The following is a 22,621-nucleotide window of genomic DNA, read 5'->3' as shown; positions in this document are numbered from 1 at the left end:
ATGAACTTAAAAGAAATCGCATCCAAACAGATTCAAGACTCTATCGAGACCAAAAAAGCGGTATTGGATACACTTCTTCCTCAGATCGAAGAAGCGGGGAAGCTTGCTTCAGAAGTATTAGAAAAAGGGAATATGATCCTTTTTTGCGGTAATGGTGGTTCTTCTTGTGATGCATCTCATATCGCAGCAGAACTTGTTGTTCGTTACAAATCTGGAAATGAAAGAAGGGCACTTCCCGCATTAGCATTGAATTCTGACTCTGCTGTTCTTACCGCTTGTTCTAATGATTACGGATACGAGTTTGTATTTTCTCGCCAGGTAGAAGCATTCGGAAAACCTGGAGATCTGCTCGTTGGACTTTCTACCAGTGGGAATTCCAAAAATGTGATCGCAGCTATGGAATCGGCAAAAAAGATCGGGATGAAAACGATCTCATTTTTAGGCGGAGACGGTGGAAAGATGAAAGGTATGGCTGATTTGGATCTGATCATTCCTAGAAAAGAAACAGCGCGTATCCAAGAGTCACATATTCTGATCGGTCATATTCTTTGTTCCATTGTGGAATATAAGCTATTTCAGTTAGGATAAAACTTGGAGAGGGATCGTCTAAGCGAAACAATTCTTTCTATACAAGGCCTGAATGTTAAAATCGGGTCTTCTCATATTCTTAAAAACTTCGATTTCCAAATTTCTAAAAAAGAAGTACATGCACTCGTCGGAGAATCCGGAAGTGGAAAATCAACTTTTGCAAGCACAGTTCTAGGACTTCTAAATGAAGAAGCTTCCGTAACTTGGAAAAAATTCCAAATCTTTTCCGAAAATATACAAAGCGGGGATTTTTCTCCTTGGGAAAATTGGCGGGGAAAGCGGATCAGTTTGATCCCACAAACAGCAGCGATTGGACTTCATCCTTTTTTAAGTATTGGATCTCAGGTCCTGGAATATTTTTCTCTTATCCAACCTGAGTTTGCAAATGAGGAAACTTGCATCCGTTTATTAAAAGAATTCGGACTTTCTGATCCGGGTGCAGCCTGGAAAGCGAGGCCGCATCAACTTTCAGGCGGAGAAAGACAAAGAATTTTAGTACTACTTTCGGTGTATTCGGGAGCAGAGCTTATTCTGGCTGATGAGCCTACGTCCGCTTTAGACCCAATTACAGGAAAAGCGATTTTGGAACTTTTGAAATCCAGGGTGAAAGATCTGGGAGCCGGGCTTCTATTTATCAGCCATGATCTTAGTTCTGCCAGGGAGCTAGCCGATACTATTACTGTAATGAGAAGTGGAGAAAAACTGGAGACCCTGAAAAGCCGAAACGGGTCTTGGGAGCCACAGTTGGAGTATTCCAGAAAACTGTTTACTTTGGATGAAAATCCCGCTTAAATTGCAAAACCTTATGATCCGTTCTTTCTTCGTTCACTTTCTGATCCTAGCGACTTGCGTATATCCTACGTTTGTCGGGGCAGAAAGTATCCATTTAGAAGAATATGATATTTCCAGATACCCTAAAGTAGAGCTGAAGCTTAGGGCTGGTAAGGGAATATCTTTGGACCAGGAAATACTCACAGTCTCGGAACAAAAAGAAAATCGTTCCAGGAGAGTAGGACCTCTTAAGATCCATAGACCGGAAGGTACAAGGCCCGTTCATATTTATCTGATCACTCAGATGACGAATTCATTTGATCATAATGTCCAAGCTACGGAGATCTTAAAAACGATTGTAGAAAGAGCAGATTCAGCAGACAGGTTTAGCTTTGTATTTTTTACGGATGATGTATTTTTTTCCAAAGACGATCTGAGCAAATCGGATGCGTTAAAAGAAGCCAAGGTTCCTGGTGGGAAGTCCAACAGAAATACTTCCGCGAATCTGGATTATGTTTTTCAAAAGATCTCTCCTCGTTTGAAAGAGACTGATTATATTCTTACTCTATTTTACGATCAGGACTTGATCCCTTCTAACGAAGCTCAGAATGGAGAATACACCCCGAATATTCCCATCCAAGTTTTATCTTTTCCTTCCAATGGAGGAAAGTTTTTGGCCAAAAGATATGGTGGAACATTCTACTCTTTGAATAGTCCTGATTTCAGGACCCAAGTTTTCGGGGACCTGGATTATTTCAGAAAAGAACCTTGGTCTTTAATATACGAGTCTCCTTTCCAAGATGAATGGCAATTCCAAGGAAGTGGTAATTTAGAAGTAGAACTGGAAACCAAAAATTCCAGAAGACTTAGCTTTTCGTATGATCTTCCTTTTCGGACCAGGCTTGCAGTATTCTTATTACATCCTTCTATCTTTCTTCCAAGTTTTACATTCTTATTAGTTCTTACTTTGGTGGCTCTAATCGTAGTTCTGAAAAAAGGAAAAAAGCATTATCCTGAAGGAACTGTAAGCGCGGAAGAAAGACTTCATACGATTGAATTCGAACAAGATGCTTACCGTAAAATGTACGGAAACCAGTATCAGTTGGTTTATTCAGAAGAAGATAGAATTGAAACCGAAAGGGCAGCTCCAGTCGCTTTAAAAGAATTTGACCAAGGAGAATCCTATGAAAAGGCCACTCTTGTTTTTAAAGAAGGAAGAAATCCCGGTAAACAATACTCACTCGCAAGGGCCGAGACCAATATTGGAAATTCTGACCTTTGTGATCTAGTTTTATACGAACAATCTGTCAGTAAAAATCATGCAAGGATCAGAAAGGTCCGTAACCGCTACATTCTATACGATTTGGTGTCAGAATCCGGAACCTTCTTGAACGGTAAGAAAATTTTGAGACCAAGGATCTTGTACGATTTTGATGAGATAGGAATCGGTAAGGCTTTACTCGTTTTCCGCGGCAAGTAATAGATTCGAGGCCTTCTTCCCGGAACCTTCTTTACGAAAAACCCCTGATTTTTAGCATGGAAGAGAGCAAGTCTAATCTTTACTCTTGAATTACCCCCTGGGGACCTACAAACCATGAAAACGATGTTCGAAAAAATCTGGGAAGACCATTTGGTCGGTGAAATGGAAGGAGGGTCATATATAATTTATATAGACCGACATCTGATCCATGAGGTAACGAGTCCCCAGGCTTTTGATGGAATTCGTATGGCGCAGAGAAAGGTCCGCCGTCCGGAAGCTACTTTCGCTACTATGGACCATAACGTTTCCACTCGGATCCGTGACCTGGAATTGGCCGATCCAATCTCTGCCAACCAGATGAAAACCCTTATCAAGAATTGTAATGAGAACGGTATTACTCTTTATGATCTAAACCATCCAGACCAAGGGATCATCCATGTGATCGCTCCCGAGATGGGACTCACTCATCCTGGTATGACTATCGTTTGCGGTGATTCTCACACTTCTACCCATGGCGCTTTTGGAGCTTTGGCTTTCGGGATCGGAACTTCCGAAGTGGAACATGTGCTTGCTACCCAAACTCTTTTGCAAAGAAGAGCAAAGACTATGGAGATCAGAGTTGATGGTCAACTTTCTCCACATGTGACTGCTAAGGATATCGTTCTTGCGATCATCGGAAAGATCGGTACTGGCGGAGCAACCGGATATGTGATAGAATATAGAGGTTCTGCAATTTCTTCCTTAAGTATGGAAGCTCGTATGACTGTTTGTAATATGTCTATCGAGGCGGGCGCAAGAGCAGGATTGATCGCTCCTGACCAGACCACTTTCGATTATCTGAAAGGAAAAGATTTCGCACCTAAAGGTGCAGAATGGGATCTGGCTGTCCAAAGATGGAAACGTTATGTGACAGACGAAGGTGCAAAATTTGATACTAGCATCGTATTAAAAGCGGAGGAGATTGCTCCTCAAGTTACTTGGGGAACTTCTCCTGGACAAGTAGTTCCTGTGACTGGGATTGTTCCTGATCCTAAGGATGCACCGGATGCTGTAGAAAAGACCAGTATCGAAAACGCACTTAAATATATGGACCTGAAACCTGGACAAAAGATGGAAGATGTCTTTGTAAATAAGGTATTCATCGGTTCCTGCACAAACTCTAGAATTGAAGACCTGAGAGTGGCTGCGACTACCGTAAAAGGTAAGAAGGTTTCTAGCAAGGTTCAGGCAATCGTAGTTCCTGGATCTGGAAGAGTGAAACGCCAAGCAGAGTCGGAAGGACTGGATAAAATTTTTATAGAAGCAGGCTTCGAATGGAGACAACCAGGTTGTTCCATGTGCCTTGCTATGAATGACGACGTTTTACAACCCGGAGACAGATGTGCTTCCACTTCCAATCGTAATTTTGAAGGAAGACAAGGAAAAGGTGGAAGAACTCACCTCGTCGGTCCTGCGATGGCAGCAGCTGCGGCAGTCGAAGGACATTTTGTAGATATTCGGAACTGGAAATAAGGATACTGATTCATGAAACCCTTTACTCAACACGAAGGTTTAGCGGTCCTAATTGATCGCCCAAATATAGATACGGACGCAATCATTCCGAAACAATTTTTGAAAAAGATAGAACGTACAGGCTTCGGGATCCATCTATTTCATGACTGGAGATATCTGGACGACGAAGGCACCAAACCGAATCCTGAGTTCAGTTTGAACCAAGACAGGTATAAGGGAGCTTCCGTTCTAGTAACCAGAGACAATTTCGGATGTGGCTCTTCCAGAGAGCATGCTCCTTGGGCATTGGAAGATTACGGATTTAGGGCGATTATTGCTCCTTCTTACGCTGATATTTTTTATAATAATTGTTTCAAAAACGGTATGCTTCCGGTTGTTTTAAAGCCGGAAGAAGTGGACGAAATTTTCAAGATCGTAGATAAGACTCCGGGAGCCAAAATTAAGATCGATCTGGATAAACAGAATGTGATCAGTCCTTCCGGGAACGTATACAATTTTGAAGTGGATTCTTTCCGTAAGTATTGTCTATTTAATGGTTTGGACGATATCGGTTTAACCTTGCAGCATGAAGCAAAGATCTCTACTTACGAAGAGAAAAATCGAAAAGACGTTCCTTGGTTGTACGCTTCTCATAAGTAATTTTCTAAATCACAGGACTCAAAGAAGACTATGTTCGACGAAATTTCACGCTCTATAGATGAATTCGGCAATAGCCTTCTTGGGGCTTTGAATAATGTACAAAATGCTTTCGGAAGGGAGTTAAGCGTAGCAAAACCTATCAAGGAGAATGTTCTCCAGATGATAGGAAACACTCCTCTCATCCGACTCAACCAGATCGGTTCTCATATTCCAAATGTTGAAATTTATCTCAAAGCTGAATTCTGTAATCCTACAGGAAGTGTAAAAGATAGAACTGCACTTTCTATGGTGCTTGCTGCCGAAAGAAGAGGGGAACTAAAACCCGGTGGATCTATTTTTCAGGCTGGTTATAACACTACCGCGATCTCTTTAGCTTGGATCTCTACTCTTCGCCAGTATAAGTTCAAAGTATTTTTAGCTCCTGATACAGATCAGGAAAAGATCAAAGAATTAAAATCTTACGGTGCCTCTGTAGAAGTTGTTCAACTTGCAAAAGGTAACTGGGATGATTCTCTTTTGGAAACTGCGAAGGCAGCCAAAGACAAAGAGAAAAACAGCGTAATCTTGAATGAGTTCAAGGATATGGCAAATACAAATGCGCATTTCTTATTTACAGGACCCGAGATCTGGAGAGATCTCGCTGGAAATGTGGATGCGTTCGTGGCAGGAGGAGGTTCCGGCGGAACTCTTTCCGGTGTAGGAAGATATTTAAAAGGTAAAAAGCCTTCTCTTAGAGTCATTATGGGAGTGAGCAAAAATTCTCGCTTCATCCGTAAAATGATCCAAGGTGATTCCAGTATTAAACTTCCTGAATCTTTCGATCCTAAAGTCACCGATCAATATATTGGAGTAGATAGAGACGAAGCGCTTCGTTACCAATCGGAGCTTTATCAAAAAGAAGGAATTTTTGCAGGACTGACTACTGGGACCACGCTCGCATCCGCTATCCATTATGCGGAAAGTCTTCCTACTCGCGAAGATCAAAAAACTCCTAGCTATAAAATTGTAGTACTTTCTCCTGACCGACTCTAATTGGAATGGAAGGATCTTATTATTCCGCCTTACGTGAATCTTTAAAAAAAGAAAGAAAGGCGGAGCTCGATAAGTATAAGGAAGAAATTTCCTCTTCCGATCTGAACCAAAGGATCCAAGACGGATTCACCGTATTTCCATTAGTATTTGAAGACGCTGAATTAAGCGCGGATGGAAATTGGAAAGTTTTACTCAAACCCACAAAATCTAAAAATATTCCTGAGTTATTTAGACCAGGAACACCTATACGAATCGTTAAAGAAACAGAAGAATACAACTCAGTTTTACTAAAGGCAAACGAAGATTCTTACCTGGTTTATATGGAAGAAGTTCCTGATTGGGTGGAAGAGGGTAAACTTGCTCTCGAAATTCTCCCGGATGAGACAAGTTTTAAAGAATGGGATCGCGCCTTAGAAAAAGTAATCTCCGCCAAAAAAGGTTCCAGAGAAAAATATTTTGCGGATCTATTCTCCAATCAATTGGAAGTTTCTAAACCGAATTTTAAATCTATCTCGAATTTGCCAGAAACTCTAAACGATTCTCAGAAGAAGGCAGTATCCGCAATTTTACAAACGGAAGATTTTATTTTAGTCCATGGTCCTCCTGGAACCGGTAAGACTAAAACGATTGTGGAAGCCATTCGTATCCTGGCCTCCGAAGGCAAACGAATACTTGCTTCTGCTCCCACAAACTCCGCTTCCGACCTGCTCGTAGAATCCTTGGAAAAATTGAAAGTTCCCGTTTTGAGAATCGGTCATCCTGCTAGAATGAATCCGGACATTCTTCAAAATTCCTTAGAGATGAAATTGAATCATTCTCCGGAAGCAAAGCTGATAGAAAGGGATCGAAAAGAAGTCCAGGAGTTATTGAAGAAGGCCCGCAAATACAAAAGAAGTTTTGGCAAAGAAGAAGCGGAAGAAAGAAGAAGTCTTTATAAAGAAGCGGACGCTTTACGAAAAAATATAAAAGAAAGACAGAAGGTCCTGATCCGATATCTGCTCGAGTCACATCCCGTGATCGTATGTACACATACTGGAGCTTCTTCTTACCAACTCCATAATTTAGAATTTGATTACGCAATTTTAGATGAGGGCAGCCAGGCAATCGAACCTTCTTCCTGGATCCCGATCTTAAAAGCGGAGAAGTTTGTGATCGCAGGTGATCCGTTCCAACTTCCTCCTACAGTGATCTCGGAAGATCCATTGCTTAAGGTTTCTTTAATGGAGAGACTTCTTCCCGTTTTCCAAGACAAGGAAAGAGTATTTCTTTTGGACACTCAGTATAGAATGACTGATCCGATCCAAACATTCCCGAATCTTAAGTTCTATGAGAATAAATTAAAATCCGGATTAGAACGAAATCTTAGAGAAAAAGTTCCTTTCGATTTAGGAGAACCATTTGGCTCTAGCTTAGTATTCTTAGATAGTTCCGGAACAGACACTGCAGAAGAGAATTCAGAAGGAAGTTTAGGAAATCCTTGGGAAGCCGAATTTACTGTAAACATAGTAAAGAAGATTATAGATTCGGGTTGGGATCCTAAAAATCTTATATTACTCTCTCCCTATAGATACCAAAGATATCTTTTAAAGCAAAAACTGGAGGAAATACTTCCGGAACATTCTTCTCAGTTAGAAGTGGAGACTGTAGATTCTTTTCAAGGAAGAGAATCTGATGCAGTGATCTTCAGTTTGGTACGTTCGAATCCGGAAGGTCAGATCGGATTTTTATCCGAGACAAGAAGATGGAATGTGGGAATGACCAGGGCTAAAAAACTTTTAGTAATGGTGGGAGACGGCTCTACTCTAGGACAAAACGATTTTTTTAAAGACTTACTCGAAACTGTGGAATTAGCAGGGGAACTTAGAACTGCCTGGGAGTTTCTGGACTAAAACTTACCAACTGAATTTTTTTCGGATTGGAAAATATAATATCCCGATCCAAATCAGGGTAAAGCTTACATGAGAGATCAAAATATGGGAAGGATCTTGGACGGGGCAGACAAATTTCAGACCTAGATTAGAACTTGCTAATAAAAGATTTAAGAATAAAAATCCTGAAAGTCCGGGACGGGAGCTTGCTGTCGTTCTTAAAATATACCAAGCTACAGCGCCGAATAAAATAGAAGTTATCGCTAAAATTACGGAACAAAGTCCTACATGAACATGGGCCGGAGCTTCTTCCGTAAAAAAACGGCTTAGAATAAAAAAAGTCCAGACGACTAGAAAAGCACCTGCAGCCCAAAAAAGCCAGGTCGAGGTCTCCTCGGGGAAGGCGAGTTTGCTTAATAAATAAGCCGAAAAAATTCCCCAAACTAACAGTAGCGCAGGTTCTGGCCACCAACCTGGAAAAGAGTTCGTGCGGCCTATTAAGTTGGAAACGGACCATCCCAGTGCAATCCCTAAAGCCACTAGACCCAAACAGGAAAGGAAGAGAGTATAAATGTTCAGGCTTCCTTTTTCCAGGCTAGAACTCAATGTTTGGATCAGTTTTTTAGTTTTATCCGATTCTGAATATGACATGGTCCCTCCCGGTTTAGATTTTCCGCATTAAAGTAAGAAAGATTGGACATCCTTAAAAAATCCAGTCCAATAGCTATTCTTTATACGACTCATTAATTCATTCGAGTCAAACTGCATAAGGTTACATGGCGGAAAAGCAAGATATCTGGCAAATTCTTTCGGAAAGAATGCGCTTAGCCCAAGAAGGAGATTCCAAGGAATATGAACTCCTACTTTCCAAATGCAGGGAAATTTTAAACAATCATTTGAGCTCTAAGGTCCGTGATAAGGAAGATAGAGAAGACCTGATCCAGGATATTCTGATCGGTATCCACAAAGCGAGGGCGACTTACAGGAGGGAAAGACCCTTTGCACCATGGTTTTTCTCCATCGCTAGATACAAGACCATAGACTATATCCGCAGGAAAGGAACCAGAGATAGACTTGTTTCTGCTGAGATGGAAGGTTTTGCCCAAGAAGAAAAAATCTCTATAGAAGACAGGTGGGAGGTCCAACAGGGACTTGAATCCTGGCTAAATGTCTTGGAACCCAGACAAAGACGGATCTTAACCATGGCAAAACTGGAGGGAAAATCGGTCAGAGAGATCTCCGAAACCACGGGGCTTTCCGAATCCAATGTGAAGGTGATCGTTCATCGTTCTCTGGAAAAGTTGAAACGATTTTTTTCCGAGTCTGAGAGAACGATAGAAGGCTCAAAAACGTCCAAGAAATAGAAAATGCCAGGTAAAACAAAGATCACCAGGATTTCCTCTCTCCAAGAAGTTTCAATGGAGGATTGGAATCTTTTGGGAGATCCCGAAAATCCTTTTTCGAATCATGAATTTTTACATTCTTTAGAACTTTCTTCCTGTGTAGGTGGAAGAACCAGTTGGCATCCTGAATACTGGGTAGCCGAGGACGAAGATGGAATACATTCGTCTCTTCCTTTTTATCATAAATACGATTCTTATGGTGAGTATATTTTCGATCATTCCTGGGCCAATTTTTTCTCTCAAAACGGACTTTCCTATTATCCTAAGGGGCTTGTGGCTTATCCATTCACCCCGGTGAACGGTAAGAAAATATTAAGAAGAAATAATGTATCTGCGGAAGAGGCGTTGGACGTCCTACTTCCTCCTTTATTAGAAAATGCAAAGGCAGAAGGACTCTCCAGTATCCATTTTCTTTTTTTAGAGGAAGGAGAAGCAAGAGCTTTGGAGAAGAGAGGATTTGCCACTAGGATCACTCACCAATTCCATTGGAAGAATCGAGGCTATACTAGTTTCGAAAATTTTTTGGGCGATTTCAGATCCAAAAAAAGGATACAGATCAAAAAGGAAAGAGAAACAATCAAAGGATCTGGAATTCGGATCTTATGCAAAGAAGGCAAAGATATTTCTGAAAAAGACATGGACTCTATCTATTCTTTTTATACTGAAACATATTCCAGAAAATGGGGATCTCCATATTTGAACCGAAAATTCTTTAAGATCATTTTGGAGAAATTTTCCCAAAATTTGGTATTATTTTTAGCGGAGAAGGACGGGGACACGATAGGCGGAACATTCAACCTGAAAAAGGGAAAGAAGTTATATGGAAGATACTGGGGTTCTTCTTCACATTATCCTTTTCTACATTTCGAATGTTGTTATTATGCTCCTATTGAATACGCGATCAAAAATGGTTTTGAAATTTTCGAAGCAGGAGCACAAGGAGAACAGAAGTTTTTAAGAGGATTTCCTGCCGTTCCTACTTATAGCTCCCATTTTATTTTCCATGACCAGGCTCGAAATGCGATTGAACGTTTTTTAGAAAGCGAAAGAATGCATATGCAGGAAATGATAAGGGAAACAAATCTTTCTTCCCCATTAAAGGACGAGGCGATGAGGGGAGAATCCGAAGACCAATGAGCGATGTAAAAACGGAAGAGCAGGTTCTCACGAAAGAGAAACTGAAACTTAAAAAACCAGCCAAGTATAGGGTAGTGATCTTGAATGATGATTATACGCCTATGGAGTTTGTGGTTTGGATTCTTCGCGTGGTATTTTATCGGACCCAGGTCGAGAGCGAACAAATAATGTTACAGGCACATACGACCGGAAAGGCTCTTTGTGGAGTCTATTCTCATGACGTTGCAAGAACAAAAGTGAACGAAACCCATATGCTCGCAGAGGAACATGGACATCCTTTGCATTGTCAGATGGAAATTGAAGAGGGGGAAGAATCATGACATTATCCGAAGAACTAGAAAAATCTCTAAATCAAGCAAGAACAGAAGCCCTCAAGAGAAGAAACGAATACATTACTCTTGAACATATTCTCCTTTCCTTAACTTACGATCCGGTTGCGGCAGAGGTTCTGATCGCATGCGGCGCGGACTTGGATCAGTTACGTTCTGAGTTAAAGGAATATTTAGATACTGAAATGGAATCAGTTCCGGAATCTTTTGGAGAGATCGAGCCTGAATATACAATAGGAGCTCAAAGAGTCCTTCAGTTAGCCGCTTTTCAAGTACAATCTACAGAAAAGAAAAAATTGGACGGGAGCTATGTCTTAGCTTCTCTGTTTAGAGAAGATCAGTCTCATGCAGTTTTCTTTTTGGGAAGGCAGGATATTTCCCGCCTTGATGTGGTTCGTTATATTTCGCATGGAATCAAAAAATCAGGAGAGAAGGTAGGAGAAGGAAATTCTACCGATGAGACTTCCAAAAAACAAAGCGGAGATCCTTTGTCCGATTTCTGTGTGAATCTGACTGAAAAAGCAAGCCAAGGTAAGTTGGATCCTTTAGTCGGAAGAGCGGAAGAGCTTGAAAGAACGATTCATATTTTAGCAAGACGACGTAAAAACAATCCTATCTTTGTAGGAGATGCAGGAGTAGGAAAAACTGCGATTGTAGAAGGTTTGGCCCTTCAGATAATAAACGGAAAAGTTCCGGATGTATTAAAAAATACGAAAGTATATTCTTTGGACATGGGACTTCTACTCGCAGGAACCAAGTTCAGAGGTGAGTTCGAGGAAAGACTGAAGAATGTAGTGCAGGCTATTTCTTCCGATCCTGATAATGTATTATTTGTGGATGAGATCCATACGATCATAGGTGCAGGCGCCGTGTCAGGAGGATCTTTAGATGCTTCTAACCTTTTGAAACCCGCGCTCTCTAATGGGGAACTACGTTGTATAGGGACTACAACTTATAAGGAATACAAAGCGATCTTCGAGAAGGACCATGCTCTTTCTAGAAGATTCCAAAAATTAGAAGTAAACGAACCAAGTGTAGAAGAGACCATCCAGATCTTAAAAGGACTTCTTCCTAAATACGAACAATTCCACTCAGTAAAATATTCTCACCAAGCGGTAGAAGAAGCGGCGAGACTCGCAGAACGTTATATTCTAGATCGCAAACTTCCAGACAAGGCGATCGATTTAATCGATGAGGCAGGAGCTAAAGTTAAACTCAGAGAAAGTTCCAAGTCCAAGATCGTGAGTGTAAAAGAGATTGAAGAATTAGTATCAAAAATTTCTAAAATTCCTCCAAGAACTGTAAAAGCGGACGATAGAGAAAAACTAAAAGCTTTGGATGAGGAATTAAAGCGCAAAATTTACGGCCAAGACAAGGCAGTGATCGAGCTTGTCCAAGCGATCCGACTTTCCAGAAGTGGATTATCTGAGCCAGGAAAACCTGTCGGATCTTTCTTATTCGCGGGGCCTACCGGTGTAGGTAAAACCGAGTTATCCAAGCAGCTCGCTGCTATCTTAGGCATAGAATTCATCCGATTCGATATGAGCGAATACATGGAAAAACATACTGTTTCTCGCCTTATAGGTTCTCCTCCCGGTTACGTTGGTTTTGAACAAGGTGGGCAATTGACAGATGCGATCGTCCGCACTCCTCATTGTGTTCTACTTTTGGATGAAATTGAAAAGGCTCACGAAGATATTTATAATATTCTACTTCAGATCATGGACCATGCCACTTTAACTGATAATAATGGTAGAAAGGCGGATTTCAAACAGGTCATTCTCATCATGACTACAAATACTGGTGCCAGAGAGAGAGCTTCTAATCCATTAGGATTCGATAATACTGCTTTGACCGACCGTGGGTTAAAAGCTATCGAAAAACAGTTTTCTCCTGAGTTTAGAAATAGGCTAACTGCAGTGATAGAATTTTCTTCTCTGGATGAGGGAACTGTTTCTAAGGTAGTTCGCAAACAGTTAGAGCTTCTCGAAACTAGACTGAAAGAGAAAAGTATCCAACTTCATTACGGAGAAGAAGTTTTACTTTGGATCGCTAAAAAATCCTATGACCCTCTGTTCGGGGCAAGGCCAGTGCAAAGGTGGATAGATTCTAATATTTCCAAAAAACTCTCTGAAGAGATCCTGTTCGGCGAATTAAAAAACGGTGGAGATGTGAATTTGGAAATACAAAACGAGGAACTTAAATTAGTCTTCCGTTCTAGAGAAAAATAATGTCTTTTAGAACGGTTAGACCTAATTCAAAAAGTTTCTTCATCCTTTCTATTTTGCTTCTTCTTGTTTTTGGATCTTGCAAGAAGAATGTACTAATCATCGAAGGTAGAGAGGTTTCCACCCAAAACCTTATTGCTCCTAAGTTCGGGATAGATCCGAACACTTTGTTTGCAGAATCCAAAAAGATCATGATCTCTACGGACTCCATAGACGCTTCCAAGGTGGGACTGGAAATCTATAAAAAGGGAGGTAACACGATCGACGTGGCGGTCGCTTCTTCTTTTGCAGTTTCCGTTACCCGTCCTTCTTCCACCGGAATTGGAGGCGGTGGATTTTTGGTCTATCATCATGCAAAATCCGGAAAGTCATACGCTTTTGACTTTAGGGAAAGGGCACCTTCTTTAGCAAATCGTAATATGTATAAAGGTCGTCCGAAGGAAGAATCTTTGCTCGGATACAAATCGGTTGGTGTTCCTGGAATGGTGGCTGGTCTTGTGCAGATCCATAAAAAGTTCGGGAAACTTCCTCTAAAAGAGGTTTTAGCTCCTGCTATTCGATTGGCAGAAGATGGATTTGTAGTTTATCCAGATCTTTCCGAGGCAATCCAGGAATCAGAACAAGACATGAGTCCTGGAATGAAAAAGATCTTTATACCTGGAGGAAAGAACCCTGAGCCTGGAGAAGTTTTCATCCAAAAAGATCTGGCAAAAACTCTAAGGATCATTTCGGAAACTGGGGAAAAGGATTTTTACACAGGTGCAATTGCGAAGGCTCTCGCAGAAGAAGTTTCTTCAAATGGCGGTCCAATCCATTTTAACGATCTGAAAAACTATAAGGTACGAGAAGAAAAACCTTTAGAGATTACATATAGAAATTATAATATTAGGACAATGTTTCCTCCTTCGTCGGGAGTTCATCTTTTTACAATGTTAAAGATGTTGGAAACAAAAGAACTTCATTCCATGTATGATTTCTCCCAAAGCGATTATTATCATTTTTTGGCAGAAGTCATGAGAAGAGGATATTCTGATAGAGCAGTTCTTGGCGGAGATCCAGGATATACTAAGATCCCCGTCGAAACTTTGATCTCTTCCGAATACGCCAAAGAAAAAATTTCGGACTTTAATCCTGGAAAAGCGACTCCAAGTTCTACATATTTAAGCAGGTTAAACTTAAAAGCAGAATCTCCTCAGACCACTCATATTTCCGTCGTGGATGCGGAAGGAAATGCAGTTTCTACCACACATTCTATCAATTATAGATTTGGTGCTGCAGTTGTGCTCGAAGGATACGGTTTCGTTCTGAACGATACAATGGATGATTTTAGTCGTTCGCCTGGAGAGCCTAACGTGTACGGTCTTATCGGTGCAGAAGCAAATTCTATCCAGCCAGGAAAGACTCCTTTGAGCTCCATGTCTCCTACTATAGTTTTGAAAAATGGAGAAACCTTTTTAGTCACTGGAGCGCCAGGCGGTTCTTATATAGTAAATGCGGTTTTACAATCCATATTGTTTAGCTTAGACTTAAATTTGACTTTGTATGAGTCGGTTGCAAGAGGAAGGATCCATCATCAGTTCTTTCCGGATGCACTTTCTATTGAAGGCCCTGCAACTGATACAGCTACTTTCAATCAATTAAAAGCCAAAAAGCACGAGGTTAGGCTCGGTAACAATATGGCAAAACTATTCTGTGTAAAAAGAGAGAATGGTACATTGTATGGTGCGGCAGACCCACGGGGAGACGGGATCCCTTTGGGAGAATAATATTAAAAAAATAGTTAGGAATATAAAATGAATCGATCCGCTAAAACTCCGGTATTTCCGAATCTACGTCATGCTGTAAAAGCAAAACATGGATTGGAAAAGGAAAGTATGCGTATATTTTTCGATGGAAGGATTTCTACTACTCCCCATCCGGAATCCTTAGGTTCCAGTCTTACGAACCATTTTATTAAGACTGATTTTTCGGAACCACAACTTGAATTTGCTACAAATCCTAGGCCTAGAATTGAGGCAATTGTAAGAGAATTACAAGATTTGCATATATTCACTTCTAGGCATTTAAAAGAAGAATGGATCTGGCCTTTCAGTATGCCTCCCATTCTTCCTAAAGAAGATAAGGATATTCCTCTCGGACAATACGGTCATTCTTTTTCCGGAGAATGGAAAACAGTCTATAGAAACGGTTTAGGTCTACGTTATGGAAGAAGGATGCAGACAATTTCCGGCGTGCATTATAATTTTTCTTTTTCGAATTTATTCTTAAAACAAATTTTAGGTAAAGAGATCCAAGCGTTCACCAAAGAGGAAATTTCCGAACTTTATCTTTCTGTTACCCGAAATTTTATGAGAAGGGTTCCTGAAATTTTATACTTAACGGGAGCAACTCCGGTATTTGATGAGACTTTCTTACCTGTTAAGAGCAATTTCCCTTTCATAAAACATAAGAACCATACTTATTACGCTCCTTACGCTACTTCTTTGAGGATGAGTGAGATAGGATACACAAGTAAGGTGCAGGATGAACTTCCGATTAATTATAATTCATTAAAGGAATATATAGATGGGATGTGTTATGCGGTTAGCACTCCTTATACAAAATACCAACCCTATGGTGGAATTCCAAACCAGCTAAACGATCATTATCTTCAGATAGAAAACGAGTTTTATTCTCCGATCCGACCCAAACAAATCCCTAAAAACGACGAAAGGCCGCTGGATGCTCTTCAAAACAGAGGGATCCAATATATCGAGATCCGTTGTTTAGATCTTCAGCCTGAATCCCCGACTGGAATTCATAAGCCAAGTCTCGGTTATATTCAGATGGTTCTTCTGGATGGATTGCTGAGGGAGAGCAAATCGATTGATCAAAAGGAAAAGCTTAGGATTAGAGAAAATACAAAACGAATTATCTGGGAAGGAAGAAAACCTGGCCTAAAAGTTTTAAGCGATGATGGAGAAGAACAAGATTTCTTAACTAGAGGAAAAGAATTCACTCAGAGCCTCAAGCCTATCGCGGAAGAATTGGACCGTCATACTGGAAAAAGATTCTACCAAGAAATTCTAAACATCATGAATAAACGTTGGGAAGACACTTCGTGTACTCCTTCCGGAAAATTGATGGATCGTATCCTAAAAGAGGATTGGGAGTTTAGAGATCTTGGAATTCATTTGGCTAAAGAAAATTATAGGATCCAATCTCAGATGGAACTAACTCCGGGCAAATTTAATATGTTTGTCAAGGAAGTCCAAAAGTCCATTGCGGAAAAGATCAAAATAGAAGAAGCGGAAAAGGTAAAAAAGAATCCGACTGCAAGGATCTGCAACCATTGAAATATAAACTGGAAGCCGGTCAAAAATTAGATCCGAACGAATTTATCTTAAAAGGATTCGAGGATCTTGAAATCTCGACTCAGATCGTGATCCGAGATGCGCTTAATCGAGGATTAGAAATCGAAATTTTAGATCGTCCCAGTCATTTTATCCGAATTCAAGGGCAGGGGATCACTAGGCTTGTAAAGGAAGCCTCTAAAACGGAATTGGACTCTTATATGACCTTCCTCGTGATGGAAAACAAAACCATTACAAAACGTATTTTAGAAGAATCGAATATACTCGTCCCGCGAGGGACGGCTGTTTCGGATCTAAACTCTGGACTGGAATTCTTAAATAAAAATTCAGATAAAAAAATGGTGGTTAAACCTGTTACTACCAATTTCGGGATTGGGATCAGTATTCTTCCATCTTCTTCTTCTAATGAAGAAAAGAAGAAGGCACTGGAAATTGCACTCGGATTTTCCGAAACTGCAATCGTAGAGGAATTCGCAGAAGGAAACGAATACAGGTTTTTGGTGATCGGAGACGAATGTGTCGCCGTTTGCAATCGTATCCCTGCGAATATAATAGGTGATGGTAAAAAGTCCATCCGAGAATTGATAGAAGAAAAGAATCAAGATCCAAGAAGAGGAGTAGGTCATGTGACTCCTTTGGAAAAGATCCGATTGGATGATACTGAACTAAACGTTTTAACAGAATCCGGAAAAACTCCGGAATCCATCCCTGCTGCCGGTGAAAAAGTTTTTATCCGTAAAAACTCGAATATCAGTACGGGAGGAGATTCCGTAGATGTAACCGATATTGCACATTCTTCTTATAAAAAACTTGCTGTACAAGCGGCAAAAGCGGTGGAAGCAAAGATCTGTGGTGTGGATATTATTGTAAAAAATCTGGAAGCCGAGGGCGATTATAGGATTTTAGAACTAAACTTCAATCCTGTATTATATATTCATAATTATCCCTATTCAGGAAAAAATAGAAAGGTGGGAGAGAAAATTTTGGACGTATTAGGATACAGTTCCTAATTTTTGGATCTTACTTTTTACGTAGTCTACAATATCTCTGGATTCATACATTTTAATATCGCCATCTACCAGAAAAGGAACCTGAGAGAGTCCTCCTAAACGTAGGACTTCCTCTCTTCCTGGGGTTCCTCTGCTGGCCTCGACCAATTCGTAGTCCTTACCTTCTTTGAGGCCCATTTCAGAAAAATGGCCACGAACAAAGGCGCAATAAGGACAAGTATCGTATTGGAAGAGTTTCATCATATTAAGCACCGATCTTTTTCTGAAGTTCTCCGCTTCTTGCCATTTCAACGACGATATCGTGCCCGCCTATAAATTCTCCGTCAATGTATAACTGAGGAATGGTCGGCCAGTTCGCAAATTCTTTAATTCCTTCTCTGACCGACATGTCGGAAAGAACATTAAACGAATTATAATCCGCACCTAAACTTCTGAGAACGTTGGTCACTCCTGCGGAAAAACCGCACATAGGAGCGTCAGGAGTTCCCTTCATAAACAGAAATATTTTTTTAGAAGAGATCAATCCTTCGATCTTATCTTGTAATTCTTTATCCATGATACTTGTTCCTATCTGTTAGTTATTATACCTTGGTTTCGAGTCCTAAAGCGTGGACTTCTGCCTTTAACTCGTCCTTTAATGTTGCGTACACCATTCTGTGTTGTTCCACGATGGACTTTCCGGCAAATCCGGAAAACTTTACGATCGCTTTGATATGTACTCCGTCGTTATACGGATCTTGGATCTCTACTTCCGAGCCCGGAAGTCCTGCTTGGATTTTTTCCCGAATTTCTTGGACAGTCATCTGTTATATCTTAGACTCTAATACTATCAGCACTTTTTAGAATCTCTTCCCGGACAATCTTTTTTCTAAGGGATAGATGTCTTTAATTCAAGTGCATGAACGCCCCATTCTTTTAGGAACGGATCCATGATCCGGTAAACGGAGCGATGTTGTTCCAAAAGGGATTTCCCGTGGAACTCAGGACTCGTAATAAATATCCGGATATGAGTTCCTCTTTTTTTGCGAGTAGGGTTCCCGGAATGGCCCGCATGTTGTTCGGAAAAATCCTCAATTCTTAATTCAGACGGAGAAAGTCCGTTTCTCAGAAGTCTTTCCATTTCTATAAACATATCTTGCATTTTAAGTCCTTGTTCCGAAACCACGGCTGAGTAAAAATACGGACAGAGAATAAAGTAGAATGGTGCCTACTACTAAAAGCCCGATTGCCTCAACCGGATCAATATCGCTTACTCCCAAGAATCCATAACGAAATGCATTCACCATATAAAGAATTGGATTGAACTTGGAAACAATCTGCCATCCTTCCGGAAGCATTTTAATAGAGTAGAATACTCCGCCCAAGTAGGTGAGTGGGGTCAGTATGAAGGTAGGAATGATCGTAACATCGTCAAATTTTTTGGCGTAAAGCGCATTCAAAAATCCACCCATAGAGAACATCAGAGCAGAAAGTGCTACTGTGATGATTACGATCCCTACATCGTACAATTTTAATTCAGTGAAGAATAAGGATACCAGTGTCACTATAAGCCCTACTAAAACTCCGCGGATCACTCCACCAATCGAATATCCAAGAACGATTAGATACGCTGGAGTAGGGGAGACTAATAATTCTTCGATATTTTTTCCGAATTTTGCTCCAAAAAAAGAAGATACTACGTTGTTGTATGCATTCAATATTACGGACATCATCACAAGTCCAGGGACGATAAATTGGATATAGGTATGACCTCCTACATCTCCAATTTGAGATCCGACCAATTTTCCAAAGATCAGAAAGTATAATGAAATCGTAATGCCTGGAGGGATTAATGTTTGGATCCAGATCCTTAGAATACGAACTGTTTCTTTTCGAACGATAGTGGAGAATGCATTGAATTTTTCTTCGAAGTTCATAATTTTTTCTCCACTAGTTTCAAGAATAGTTCCTCCAATCGATTGGACTTGTTTCTCATACTTGATATTTGGATCCCACTTTTGTCCAAAAGTCGGAATAATTCGTTTAATGAATTGTTCTTACCGATATCCACTTCTAAGGTAAGATCATCCACTTTATTCAAATGAAAACCGTTTAGATCAATTGGAGAAGTAACAGGTTGTCTTAGATCCAACACGAATGTCTGGGAATCTAATTTTACTAGAAGTTCCTTCATGGAAGTGTTTTCTACGATCTTTCCTTGGTCTATGATCGCGATCTTCTTACAAAGATTTTCCGCTTCTTCCAAGTAATGTGTGGTGAGGATGATCGTGATCCCGGATTCGTTCAGTTTTACTAAGAAATCCCAGAGAGAACGTCTAAATTCTATATCCACTCCTGCAGTTGGTTCATCTAAAATGAGTACTTTAGGGTTATGAACTAAAGCCCTTGCTATCATGAGCCTTCTTTTCATTCCCCCGGAAAGTCTTCCTGCACCTTCTTTTCTTTTTTCGTAAAGACCGAGTTGGCTTAAATAAGCGTGAGTCCTTTCTACGGCTACCTTTCTGGAAAGACCGTAATATCCTCCCTGGTTGGCGACTATCTGTTCCACTCTTTCGAATATATTAAAATTGAATTCTTGCGGAACTACACCAATATAAGATTTTGCTAATGTAAGTTCTGTGTCTATATCCGCTCCGTAAATTTTAACTTCTCCGGAAGTTTTATTTACTAGGGAACTGAGGATACCGATCGTAGTGGACTTCCCCGCACCGTTCGGACCTAAAAGTGCAAAAAAGTCACCTTCGTCCACAGTCAGATCGATCCCTTTTAAGGCCTGCACTCCTCCGGCATAGGTCTTCACCAAATTTTTTATCTCTAAGGCTTTGTTCATTCCCGAAAAATCGCTCCAATTCTATGATTTTGAACAAGCCCTGTTTCGACAATCTTTTGGCTTTAGGAAGAGCTTAAGATTTCTCTTGCTTTCCTGGCAGCGTTTCTTGCGATTTCAGGCAAAGCGGGATGAACATAAATCATCTTTAGCAAGTCCTCTAGAGTCCCACCCATAGTCATCAGGAGTATAAAAAGATGTATGAGATTAGAGGCCTCATCGCCGAGGATATGAGCCCCCAAGACTTTTCTGGTTTTAGGACTTACTAATATTTTGACGAATTGGTCTTCGGATAGTCTAGCCATTCCTGTGGCACTTCCTGAATAAGGATGGACTGCGGAGATATAGTCGGTCCCTTCTTCCTTCAATTGTTGTTCTGTTTTTCCCACGCCTGCTACTTGAGGATGAGTGAATACTGAGTGGGGAACAGGAGGATATTCGACCGGAGTTCTATGTTTGTCTACATATAAGGACTGAAACAAGAATTCTCCCTCAAAGTTAACGGAGTGGCGGAAGAAATACTTTCCAATAATATCTCCCAGAGCATATACACCATCTGCAGTAGTTTCAAAGTATTCGTTTGTTTTGATATACCCTTTTTCATCTGTTTGTATATCGGTGTGTTGGAGGTCCAACCAATCTGTATTTGGTTTGATCCCTGTGGCGACGAGGAGTGCGTCTCCTTCTAATATAAAAGTCTCTGAAGAATTTTGGCACTCCAAACGGAAGATACCTTCTTTATACTCTACCTTCTTCACTTCCGTTCCTAAACGAACATCTTCTCTTTTGGAAAATGCCTTTTCGAAACCGTCTACGATATCTTTGTCTTCATGAGAAAGCATTCTATTTCGGACAATAAAAGTGGTTTTAGAGCCGAATGCAGAATAAGCAAAACCAAGTTCTAGACCAATATAACCTCCTCCAATCACCAAAAGTCTTTTCGGAAGTTCAGTTCTTCTAAGTGCTTCTCTGCTAGTCATATAAGGAGTTCCTGCAAGACCAGGAATATTGGGGATAGAAGGCCTACATCCTGCAGCTATAAATATACGATCCGCGGTGAGTAGTTCATCATTTACTTTCACTACCTTGTTCTCTACGAATCTTCCTTCGTGAGGATAAAAGTCTATGTTTGGATTTTTTTCATAAGCAGGGATAATGCTATCTGAATCTGCATCTACAGTTGCGGAGACTCTTTCCACCAAAGTTTTAAAATCTACGGAGAATGGACCGGGAATTCCCAACTGGAATTTGGAGGCATCTTTTGCCTGAGCTAAAATTTCCGCAGGATGGATGAGCATTTTAGAAGGGATACATCCCCTGTTCAAACAGGTGCCTCCCAAACGATCTTTTTCTAAAATTGCTACCTTATAACCAAGTTTAGAAGGAGGCGTGACTAGCTTAGTTCCTCCTCCGGAGCCTATTACGAGAATATCATACTTTTTCATGCGGTTAATTCAATGGAGAATGGGATGCTTCCATACGAAAAGGATTCTTTTGGAGAAGACTTCAGATAAATCTCAAAAATTTACCGGAGTATTCTCTCTTATTCACAAAATATTAGATATTGTTTGTACTGATTTCGGGAAAATAAAAAAATAGAAAGCAGAGTACCTTCTACCATTTATCTCTCAGGGATCTCAAGGCTATGAACAAAGTTTGAGGATCTGACACCAAAGACTGATTTTGTGTTTTGTTCCGAATTCCTGATACCAAATTTTCTTTCGGATCAAAAACAAGGAAGAATGGATTGAATGTTCTTTCTTCCGAGAAGTTTGTAGTCCAGAATTCTTGGTCTTCTTTTAGACTTTCCGCCTTTGACAAAGCTTTGGCTGCTGCCTCATTACTAGGATCAATCGCTAAACTAAATTTTAGATTGTTTTTGAGGTAATCATGTCCTGGATACAATCTAACGTTTCCGGGAAGATTTTGGAATTCTTTGAGTACGGTTTCGTAAAGCGTTTTAGGGTCTCCTCCTCGAGTGCAATTTCCCACACCTGAATTAAAGATCGTATCTCCAGTAAAGACCGCGTAAATAGATCCATTTTCTATCTGCAAAAGGCAAACATGAGCGAATGTATGGCCCGGAGTATAAATAACTTGTAGATAAGAATTTCCATCAGGACTTTCTAAAATTTTCTCTCCTTCTTTTAATGCGTAAGTAGCATGAGGGATTTTTCCGAGCCCTGCAGGATGAGCCAAAACCTTGGCTCCATATTTGGAAACAAGTCCATCATTTCCACAGGTATGATCGTTATGCTCATGAGTGTTTAGAATATAATCCAATCCCCAGGTTTTCTTTTCCAAAACTTGGGAAATTTGTCCCGGATCATACGGATCTATAGAAAGTGTTTTTTGGGAATTTGGTTCTCTTACTATGTAAGTAAAATTTCGGAGAGGACTGTCCGTATAGATCCTAAGAACTTCCAACATGGATTTTAGACAAG

Annotated in this window: 23 protein-coding genes; 14 read left to right on the top strand and 9 right to left on the bottom strand. The window is 40.5% G+C overall.

The features are described 5' to 3' along the window. The 7 genes from gmhA (at nucleotide 1) to CH352_RS06405 (ending at nucleotide 7,911) form a co-directional block, all read left to right on the top strand. A complete protein-coding gene (gene gmhA, locus CH352_RS06435; protein WP_100706003.1) occupies nucleotides 1-588 on the top strand; it encodes a D-sedoheptulose 7-phosphate isomerase in 588 nt (195 codons plus the stop codon). Between the two features lie 3 nt (nucleotides 589-591). Then, nucleotides 592-1,380 carry an ATP-binding cassette domain-containing protein gene (locus CH352_RS06430; protein WP_100706002.1) on the top strand — a complete coding sequence of 263 codons (789 nt, stop codon included), beginning with the start codon at nucleotides 592-594 and terminating at the stop codon, nucleotides 1,378-1,380. Beyond that, on the top strand, nucleotides 1,364-2,839 hold the full coding sequence (locus tag CH352_RS06425) for an FHA domain-containing protein (protein ID WP_100706001.1): 1,476 nt from the start codon (nucleotides 1,364-1,366) through the stop codon (nucleotides 2,837-2,839). The genes CH352_RS06430 and CH352_RS06425 overlap by 17 nt, the downstream gene beginning before the upstream one ends. A 114-nt stretch (nucleotides 2,840-2,953) precedes the next feature. Continuing rightward, nucleotides 2,954-4,351 carry a 3-isopropylmalate dehydratase large subunit gene (leuC, locus tag CH352_RS06420; protein WP_100706000.1) on the top strand — a complete coding sequence of 466 codons (1,398 nt, stop codon included), beginning with the start codon at nucleotides 2,954-2,956 and terminating at the stop codon, nucleotides 4,349-4,351. Nucleotides 4,352-4,363: 12 nt separating this feature from the next. Further along, the gene (gene leuD / locus CH352_RS06415; protein WP_100705999.1) at nucleotides 4,364-4,990 is read left to right on the top strand and encodes a 3-isopropylmalate dehydratase small subunit; all 627 of its coding nucleotides are present in this window, start codon (nucleotides 4,364-4,366) and stop codon (nucleotides 4,988-4,990) included. Between the two features lie 30 nt (nucleotides 4,991-5,020). Beyond that, the gene (locus CH352_RS06410) at nucleotides 5,021-6,022 is read left to right on the top strand and encodes a PLP-dependent cysteine synthase family protein (protein ID WP_100705998.1); all 1,002 of its coding nucleotides are present in this window, start codon (nucleotides 5,021-5,023) and stop codon (nucleotides 6,020-6,022) included. A 5-nt stretch (nucleotides 6,023-6,027) separates the two neighbouring features. Further along, nucleotides 6,028-7,911, top strand: coding sequence for an AAA domain-containing protein (locus CH352_RS06405; RefSeq protein WP_100705997.1), 1,884 nt, complete (start codon nucleotides 6,028-6,030; stop codon nucleotides 7,909-7,911). Nucleotides 7,912-7,914: 3 nt separating this feature from the next. On the opposite strand, the gene CH352_RS06400 is transcribed toward CH352_RS06405, so the two are convergent. After that, nucleotides 7,915-8,541, bottom strand: a complete 627-nt coding sequence (locus CH352_RS06400) for an NrsF family protein (protein WP_100705996.1) — start codon at nucleotides 8,539-8,541, stop codon at nucleotides 7,915-7,917. A gap of 125 nt (nucleotides 8,542-8,666) precedes the next feature. Between CH352_RS06400 and CH352_RS06395 the strand changes: the two genes are divergently transcribed. From CH352_RS06395 to gshAB, 7 genes are read left to right on the top strand one after another with little or no spacing between them, the layout of a single operon-like run. Continuing rightward, nucleotides 8,667-9,254 carry an RNA polymerase sigma factor gene (locus tag CH352_RS06395; RefSeq protein WP_100705995.1) on the top strand — a complete coding sequence of 196 codons (588 nt, stop codon included), beginning with the start codon at nucleotides 8,667-8,669 and terminating at the stop codon, nucleotides 9,252-9,254. A 3-nt stretch (nucleotides 9,255-9,257) separates the two neighbouring features. Further along, nucleotides 9,258-10,430: a GNAT family N-acetyltransferase gene (locus CH352_RS06390; protein WP_100705994.1), complete on the top strand. Its 1,173-nt coding sequence runs from the start codon at nucleotides 9,258-9,260 to the stop codon at nucleotides 10,428-10,430. Then, a complete protein-coding gene (gene clpS / locus CH352_RS06385; RefSeq protein WP_100705993.1) occupies nucleotides 10,427-10,750 on the top strand; it encodes an ATP-dependent Clp protease adapter ClpS in 324 nt (107 codons plus the stop codon). Before CH352_RS06390 ends, clpS begins: the two co-directional genes overlap by 4 nt. Beyond that, complete coding sequence (gene clpA / locus CH352_RS06380; protein ID WP_100705992.1) at nucleotides 10,747-12,990, top strand: ATP-dependent Clp protease ATP-binding subunit ClpA; 2,244 nt, start codon at nucleotides 10,747-10,749, stop codon at nucleotides 12,988-12,990. Before clpS ends, clpA begins: the two co-directional genes overlap by 4 nt. Then, a complete protein-coding gene (ggt, locus tag CH352_RS06375) occupies nucleotides 12,990-14,753 on the top strand; it encodes a gamma-glutamyltransferase (RefSeq protein ID WP_100705991.1) in 1,764 nt (587 codons plus the stop codon). Before clpA ends, ggt begins: the two co-directional genes overlap by 1 nt. Nucleotides 14,754-14,780: 27 nt before the next feature. Next, nucleotides 14,781-16,322, top strand: coding sequence for a glutamate--cysteine ligase (gshA, locus tag CH352_RS06370; RefSeq protein ID WP_100705990.1), 1,542 nt, complete (start codon nucleotides 14,781-14,783; stop codon nucleotides 16,320-16,322). Continuing rightward, entirely contained in the window at nucleotides 16,310-17,350 is a 1,041-nt protein-coding gene (gene gshAB, locus CH352_RS06365) for a bifunctional glutamate--cysteine ligase GshA/glutathione synthetase GshB (protein ID WP_165780157.1), read from the top strand. The genes gshA and gshAB overlap by 13 nt, the downstream gene beginning before the upstream one ends. Here gshAB and CH352_RS06360 read toward each other — a convergent pair. The 8 genes from CH352_RS06360 to CH352_RS06325 form a co-directional block, all read right to left on the bottom strand. Then, entirely contained in the window at nucleotides 17,333-17,593 is a 261-nt protein-coding gene (locus CH352_RS06360; RefSeq protein ID WP_008589741.1) for a glutathione S-transferase N-terminal domain-containing protein, read from the bottom strand. The two genes, gshAB and CH352_RS06360, sit on opposite strands and share 18 nt — an antisense overlap. Before the next feature lies 1 nt (nucleotide 17,594). After that, nucleotides 17,595-17,906, bottom strand: coding sequence for a Grx4 family monothiol glutaredoxin (gene grxD / locus CH352_RS06355; protein ID WP_100705988.1), 312 nt, complete (start codon nucleotides 17,904-17,906; stop codon nucleotides 17,595-17,597). 25 nt (nucleotides 17,907-17,931) lie between these two features. Beyond that, nucleotides 17,932-18,153, bottom strand: coding sequence for a BolA/IbaG family iron-sulfur metabolism protein (locus CH352_RS06350; RefSeq protein ID WP_100705987.1), 222 nt, complete (start codon nucleotides 18,151-18,153; stop codon nucleotides 17,932-17,934). Between the two features lie 65 nt (nucleotides 18,154-18,218). Further along, entirely contained in the window at nucleotides 18,219-18,491 is a 273-nt protein-coding gene (locus CH352_RS06345) for a BolA family protein (RefSeq protein ID WP_100705986.1), read from the bottom strand. 1 nt (nucleotide 18,492) lies between these two features. Beyond that, complete coding sequence (locus tag CH352_RS06340) at nucleotides 18,493-19,266, bottom strand: ABC transporter permease (protein WP_100705985.1); 774 nt, start codon at nucleotides 19,264-19,266, stop codon at nucleotides 18,493-18,495. Continuing rightward, complete coding sequence (locus tag CH352_RS06335; protein ID WP_100705984.1) at nucleotides 19,263-20,180, bottom strand: ABC transporter ATP-binding protein; 918 nt, start codon at nucleotides 20,178-20,180, stop codon at nucleotides 19,263-19,265. The genes CH352_RS06340 and CH352_RS06335 overlap by 4 nt, the downstream gene beginning before the upstream one ends. Before the next feature lie 62 nt (nucleotides 20,181-20,242). Continuing rightward, nucleotides 20,243-21,622 carry a dihydrolipoyl dehydrogenase gene (locus tag CH352_RS06330; protein WP_100705983.1) on the bottom strand — a complete coding sequence of 460 codons (1,380 nt, stop codon included), beginning with the start codon at nucleotides 21,620-21,622 and terminating at the stop codon, nucleotides 20,243-20,245. 169 nt (nucleotides 21,623-21,791) lie between these two features. Next, nucleotides 21,792-22,607 (bottom strand): hydroxyacylglutathione hydrolase, encoded by an 816-nt coding sequence (locus tag CH352_RS06325; protein ID WP_100705982.1) that lies wholly within the window; start codon nucleotides 22,605-22,607, stop codon nucleotides 21,792-21,794. Between the last annotated feature and the right edge of the window lie 14 nt (nucleotides 22,608-22,621).

It is taken from the genome of Leptospira hartskeerlii, assembly GCF_002811475.1.
In the GTDB taxonomy this organism is placed as follows: Bacteria; Spirochaetota; Leptospiria; order Leptospirales; family Leptospiraceae; genus Leptospira_B; species Leptospira_B hartskeerlii.
This window is presented reverse-complemented; position numbering and strand designations above follow the sequence as displayed.

Excerpts from the sequence above, each read along its gene's own strand:
- gmhA (WP_100706003.1), top strand. The coding sequence starts at position 1 with ATGAACTTAAAAGAAATCGCATCCAAACAGATTCAAGACTCTATCGAG.
- CH352_RS06425 (WP_100706001.1), top strand. The coding sequence starts at position 1,364 with ATGAAAATCCCGCTTAAATTGCAAAACCTTATGATCCGTTCTTTCTTC.
- leuC (WP_100706000.1), top strand. The coding sequence starts at position 2,954 with ATGAAAACGATGTTCGAAAAAATCTGGGAAGACCATTTGGTCGGTGAA.
- leuD (WP_100705999.1), top strand. The coding sequence starts at position 4,364 with ATGAAACCCTTTACTCAACACGAAGGTTTAGCGGTCCTAATTGATCGC.
- CH352_RS06410 (WP_100705998.1), top strand. The coding sequence starts at position 5,021 with ATGTTCGACGAAATTTCACGCTCTATAGATGAATTCGGCAATAGCCTT.
- CH352_RS06405 (WP_100705997.1), top strand. The coding sequence starts at position 6,028 with ATGGAAGGATCTTATTATTCCGCCTTACGTGAATCTTTAAAAAAAGAA.
- CH352_RS06400 (WP_100705996.1), bottom strand. The coding sequence starts at position 8,541 with ATGTCATATTCAGAATCGGATAAAACTAAAAAACTGATCCAAACATTG.
- CH352_RS06395 (WP_100705995.1), top strand. The coding sequence starts at position 8,667 with ATGGCGGAAAAGCAAGATATCTGGCAAATTCTTTCGGAAAGAATGCGC.
- CH352_RS06390 (WP_100705994.1), top strand. The coding sequence starts at position 9,258 with ATGCCAGGTAAAACAAAGATCACCAGGATTTCCTCTCTCCAAGAAGTT.
- clpS (WP_100705993.1), top strand. The coding sequence starts at position 10,427 with ATGAGCGATGTAAAAACGGAAGAGCAGGTTCTCACGAAAGAGAAACTG.
- clpA (WP_100705992.1), top strand. The coding sequence starts at position 10,747 with ATGACATTATCCGAAGAACTAGAAAAATCTCTAAATCAAGCAAGAACA.
- ggt (WP_100705991.1), top strand. The coding sequence starts at position 12,990 with ATGTCTTTTAGAACGGTTAGACCTAATTCAAAAAGTTTCTTCATCCTT.
- gshA (WP_100705990.1), top strand. The coding sequence starts at position 14,781 with ATGAATCGATCCGCTAAAACTCCGGTATTTCCGAATCTACGTCATGCT.
- CH352_RS06360 (WP_008589741.1), bottom strand. The coding sequence starts at position 17,593 with ATGATGAAACTCTTCCAATACGATACTTGTCCTTATTGCGCCTTTGTT.
- grxD (WP_100705988.1), bottom strand. The coding sequence starts at position 17,906 with ATGGATAAAGAATTACAAGATAAGATCGAAGGATTGATCTCTTCTAAA.
- CH352_RS06350 (WP_100705987.1), bottom strand. The coding sequence starts at position 18,153 with ATGACTGTCCAAGAAATTCGGGAAAAAATCCAAGCAGGACTTCCGGGC.
- CH352_RS06345 (WP_100705986.1), bottom strand. The coding sequence starts at position 18,491 with ATGCAAGATATGTTTATAGAAATGGAAAGACTTCTGAGAAACGGACTT.
- CH352_RS06340 (WP_100705985.1), bottom strand. The coding sequence starts at position 19,266 with ATGAACTTCGAAGAAAAATTCAATGCATTCTCCACTATCGTTCGAAAA.
- CH352_RS06335 (WP_100705984.1), bottom strand. The coding sequence starts at position 20,180 with ATGAACAAAGCCTTAGAGATAAAAAATTTGGTGAAGACCTATGCCGGA.
- CH352_RS06330 (WP_100705983.1), bottom strand. The coding sequence starts at position 21,622 with ATGAAAAAGTATGATATTCTCGTAATAGGCTCCGGAGGAGGAACTAAG.
- CH352_RS06325 (WP_100705982.1), bottom strand. The coding sequence starts at position 22,607 with ATGTTGGAAGTTCTTAGGATCTATACGGACAGTCCTCTCCGAAATTTT.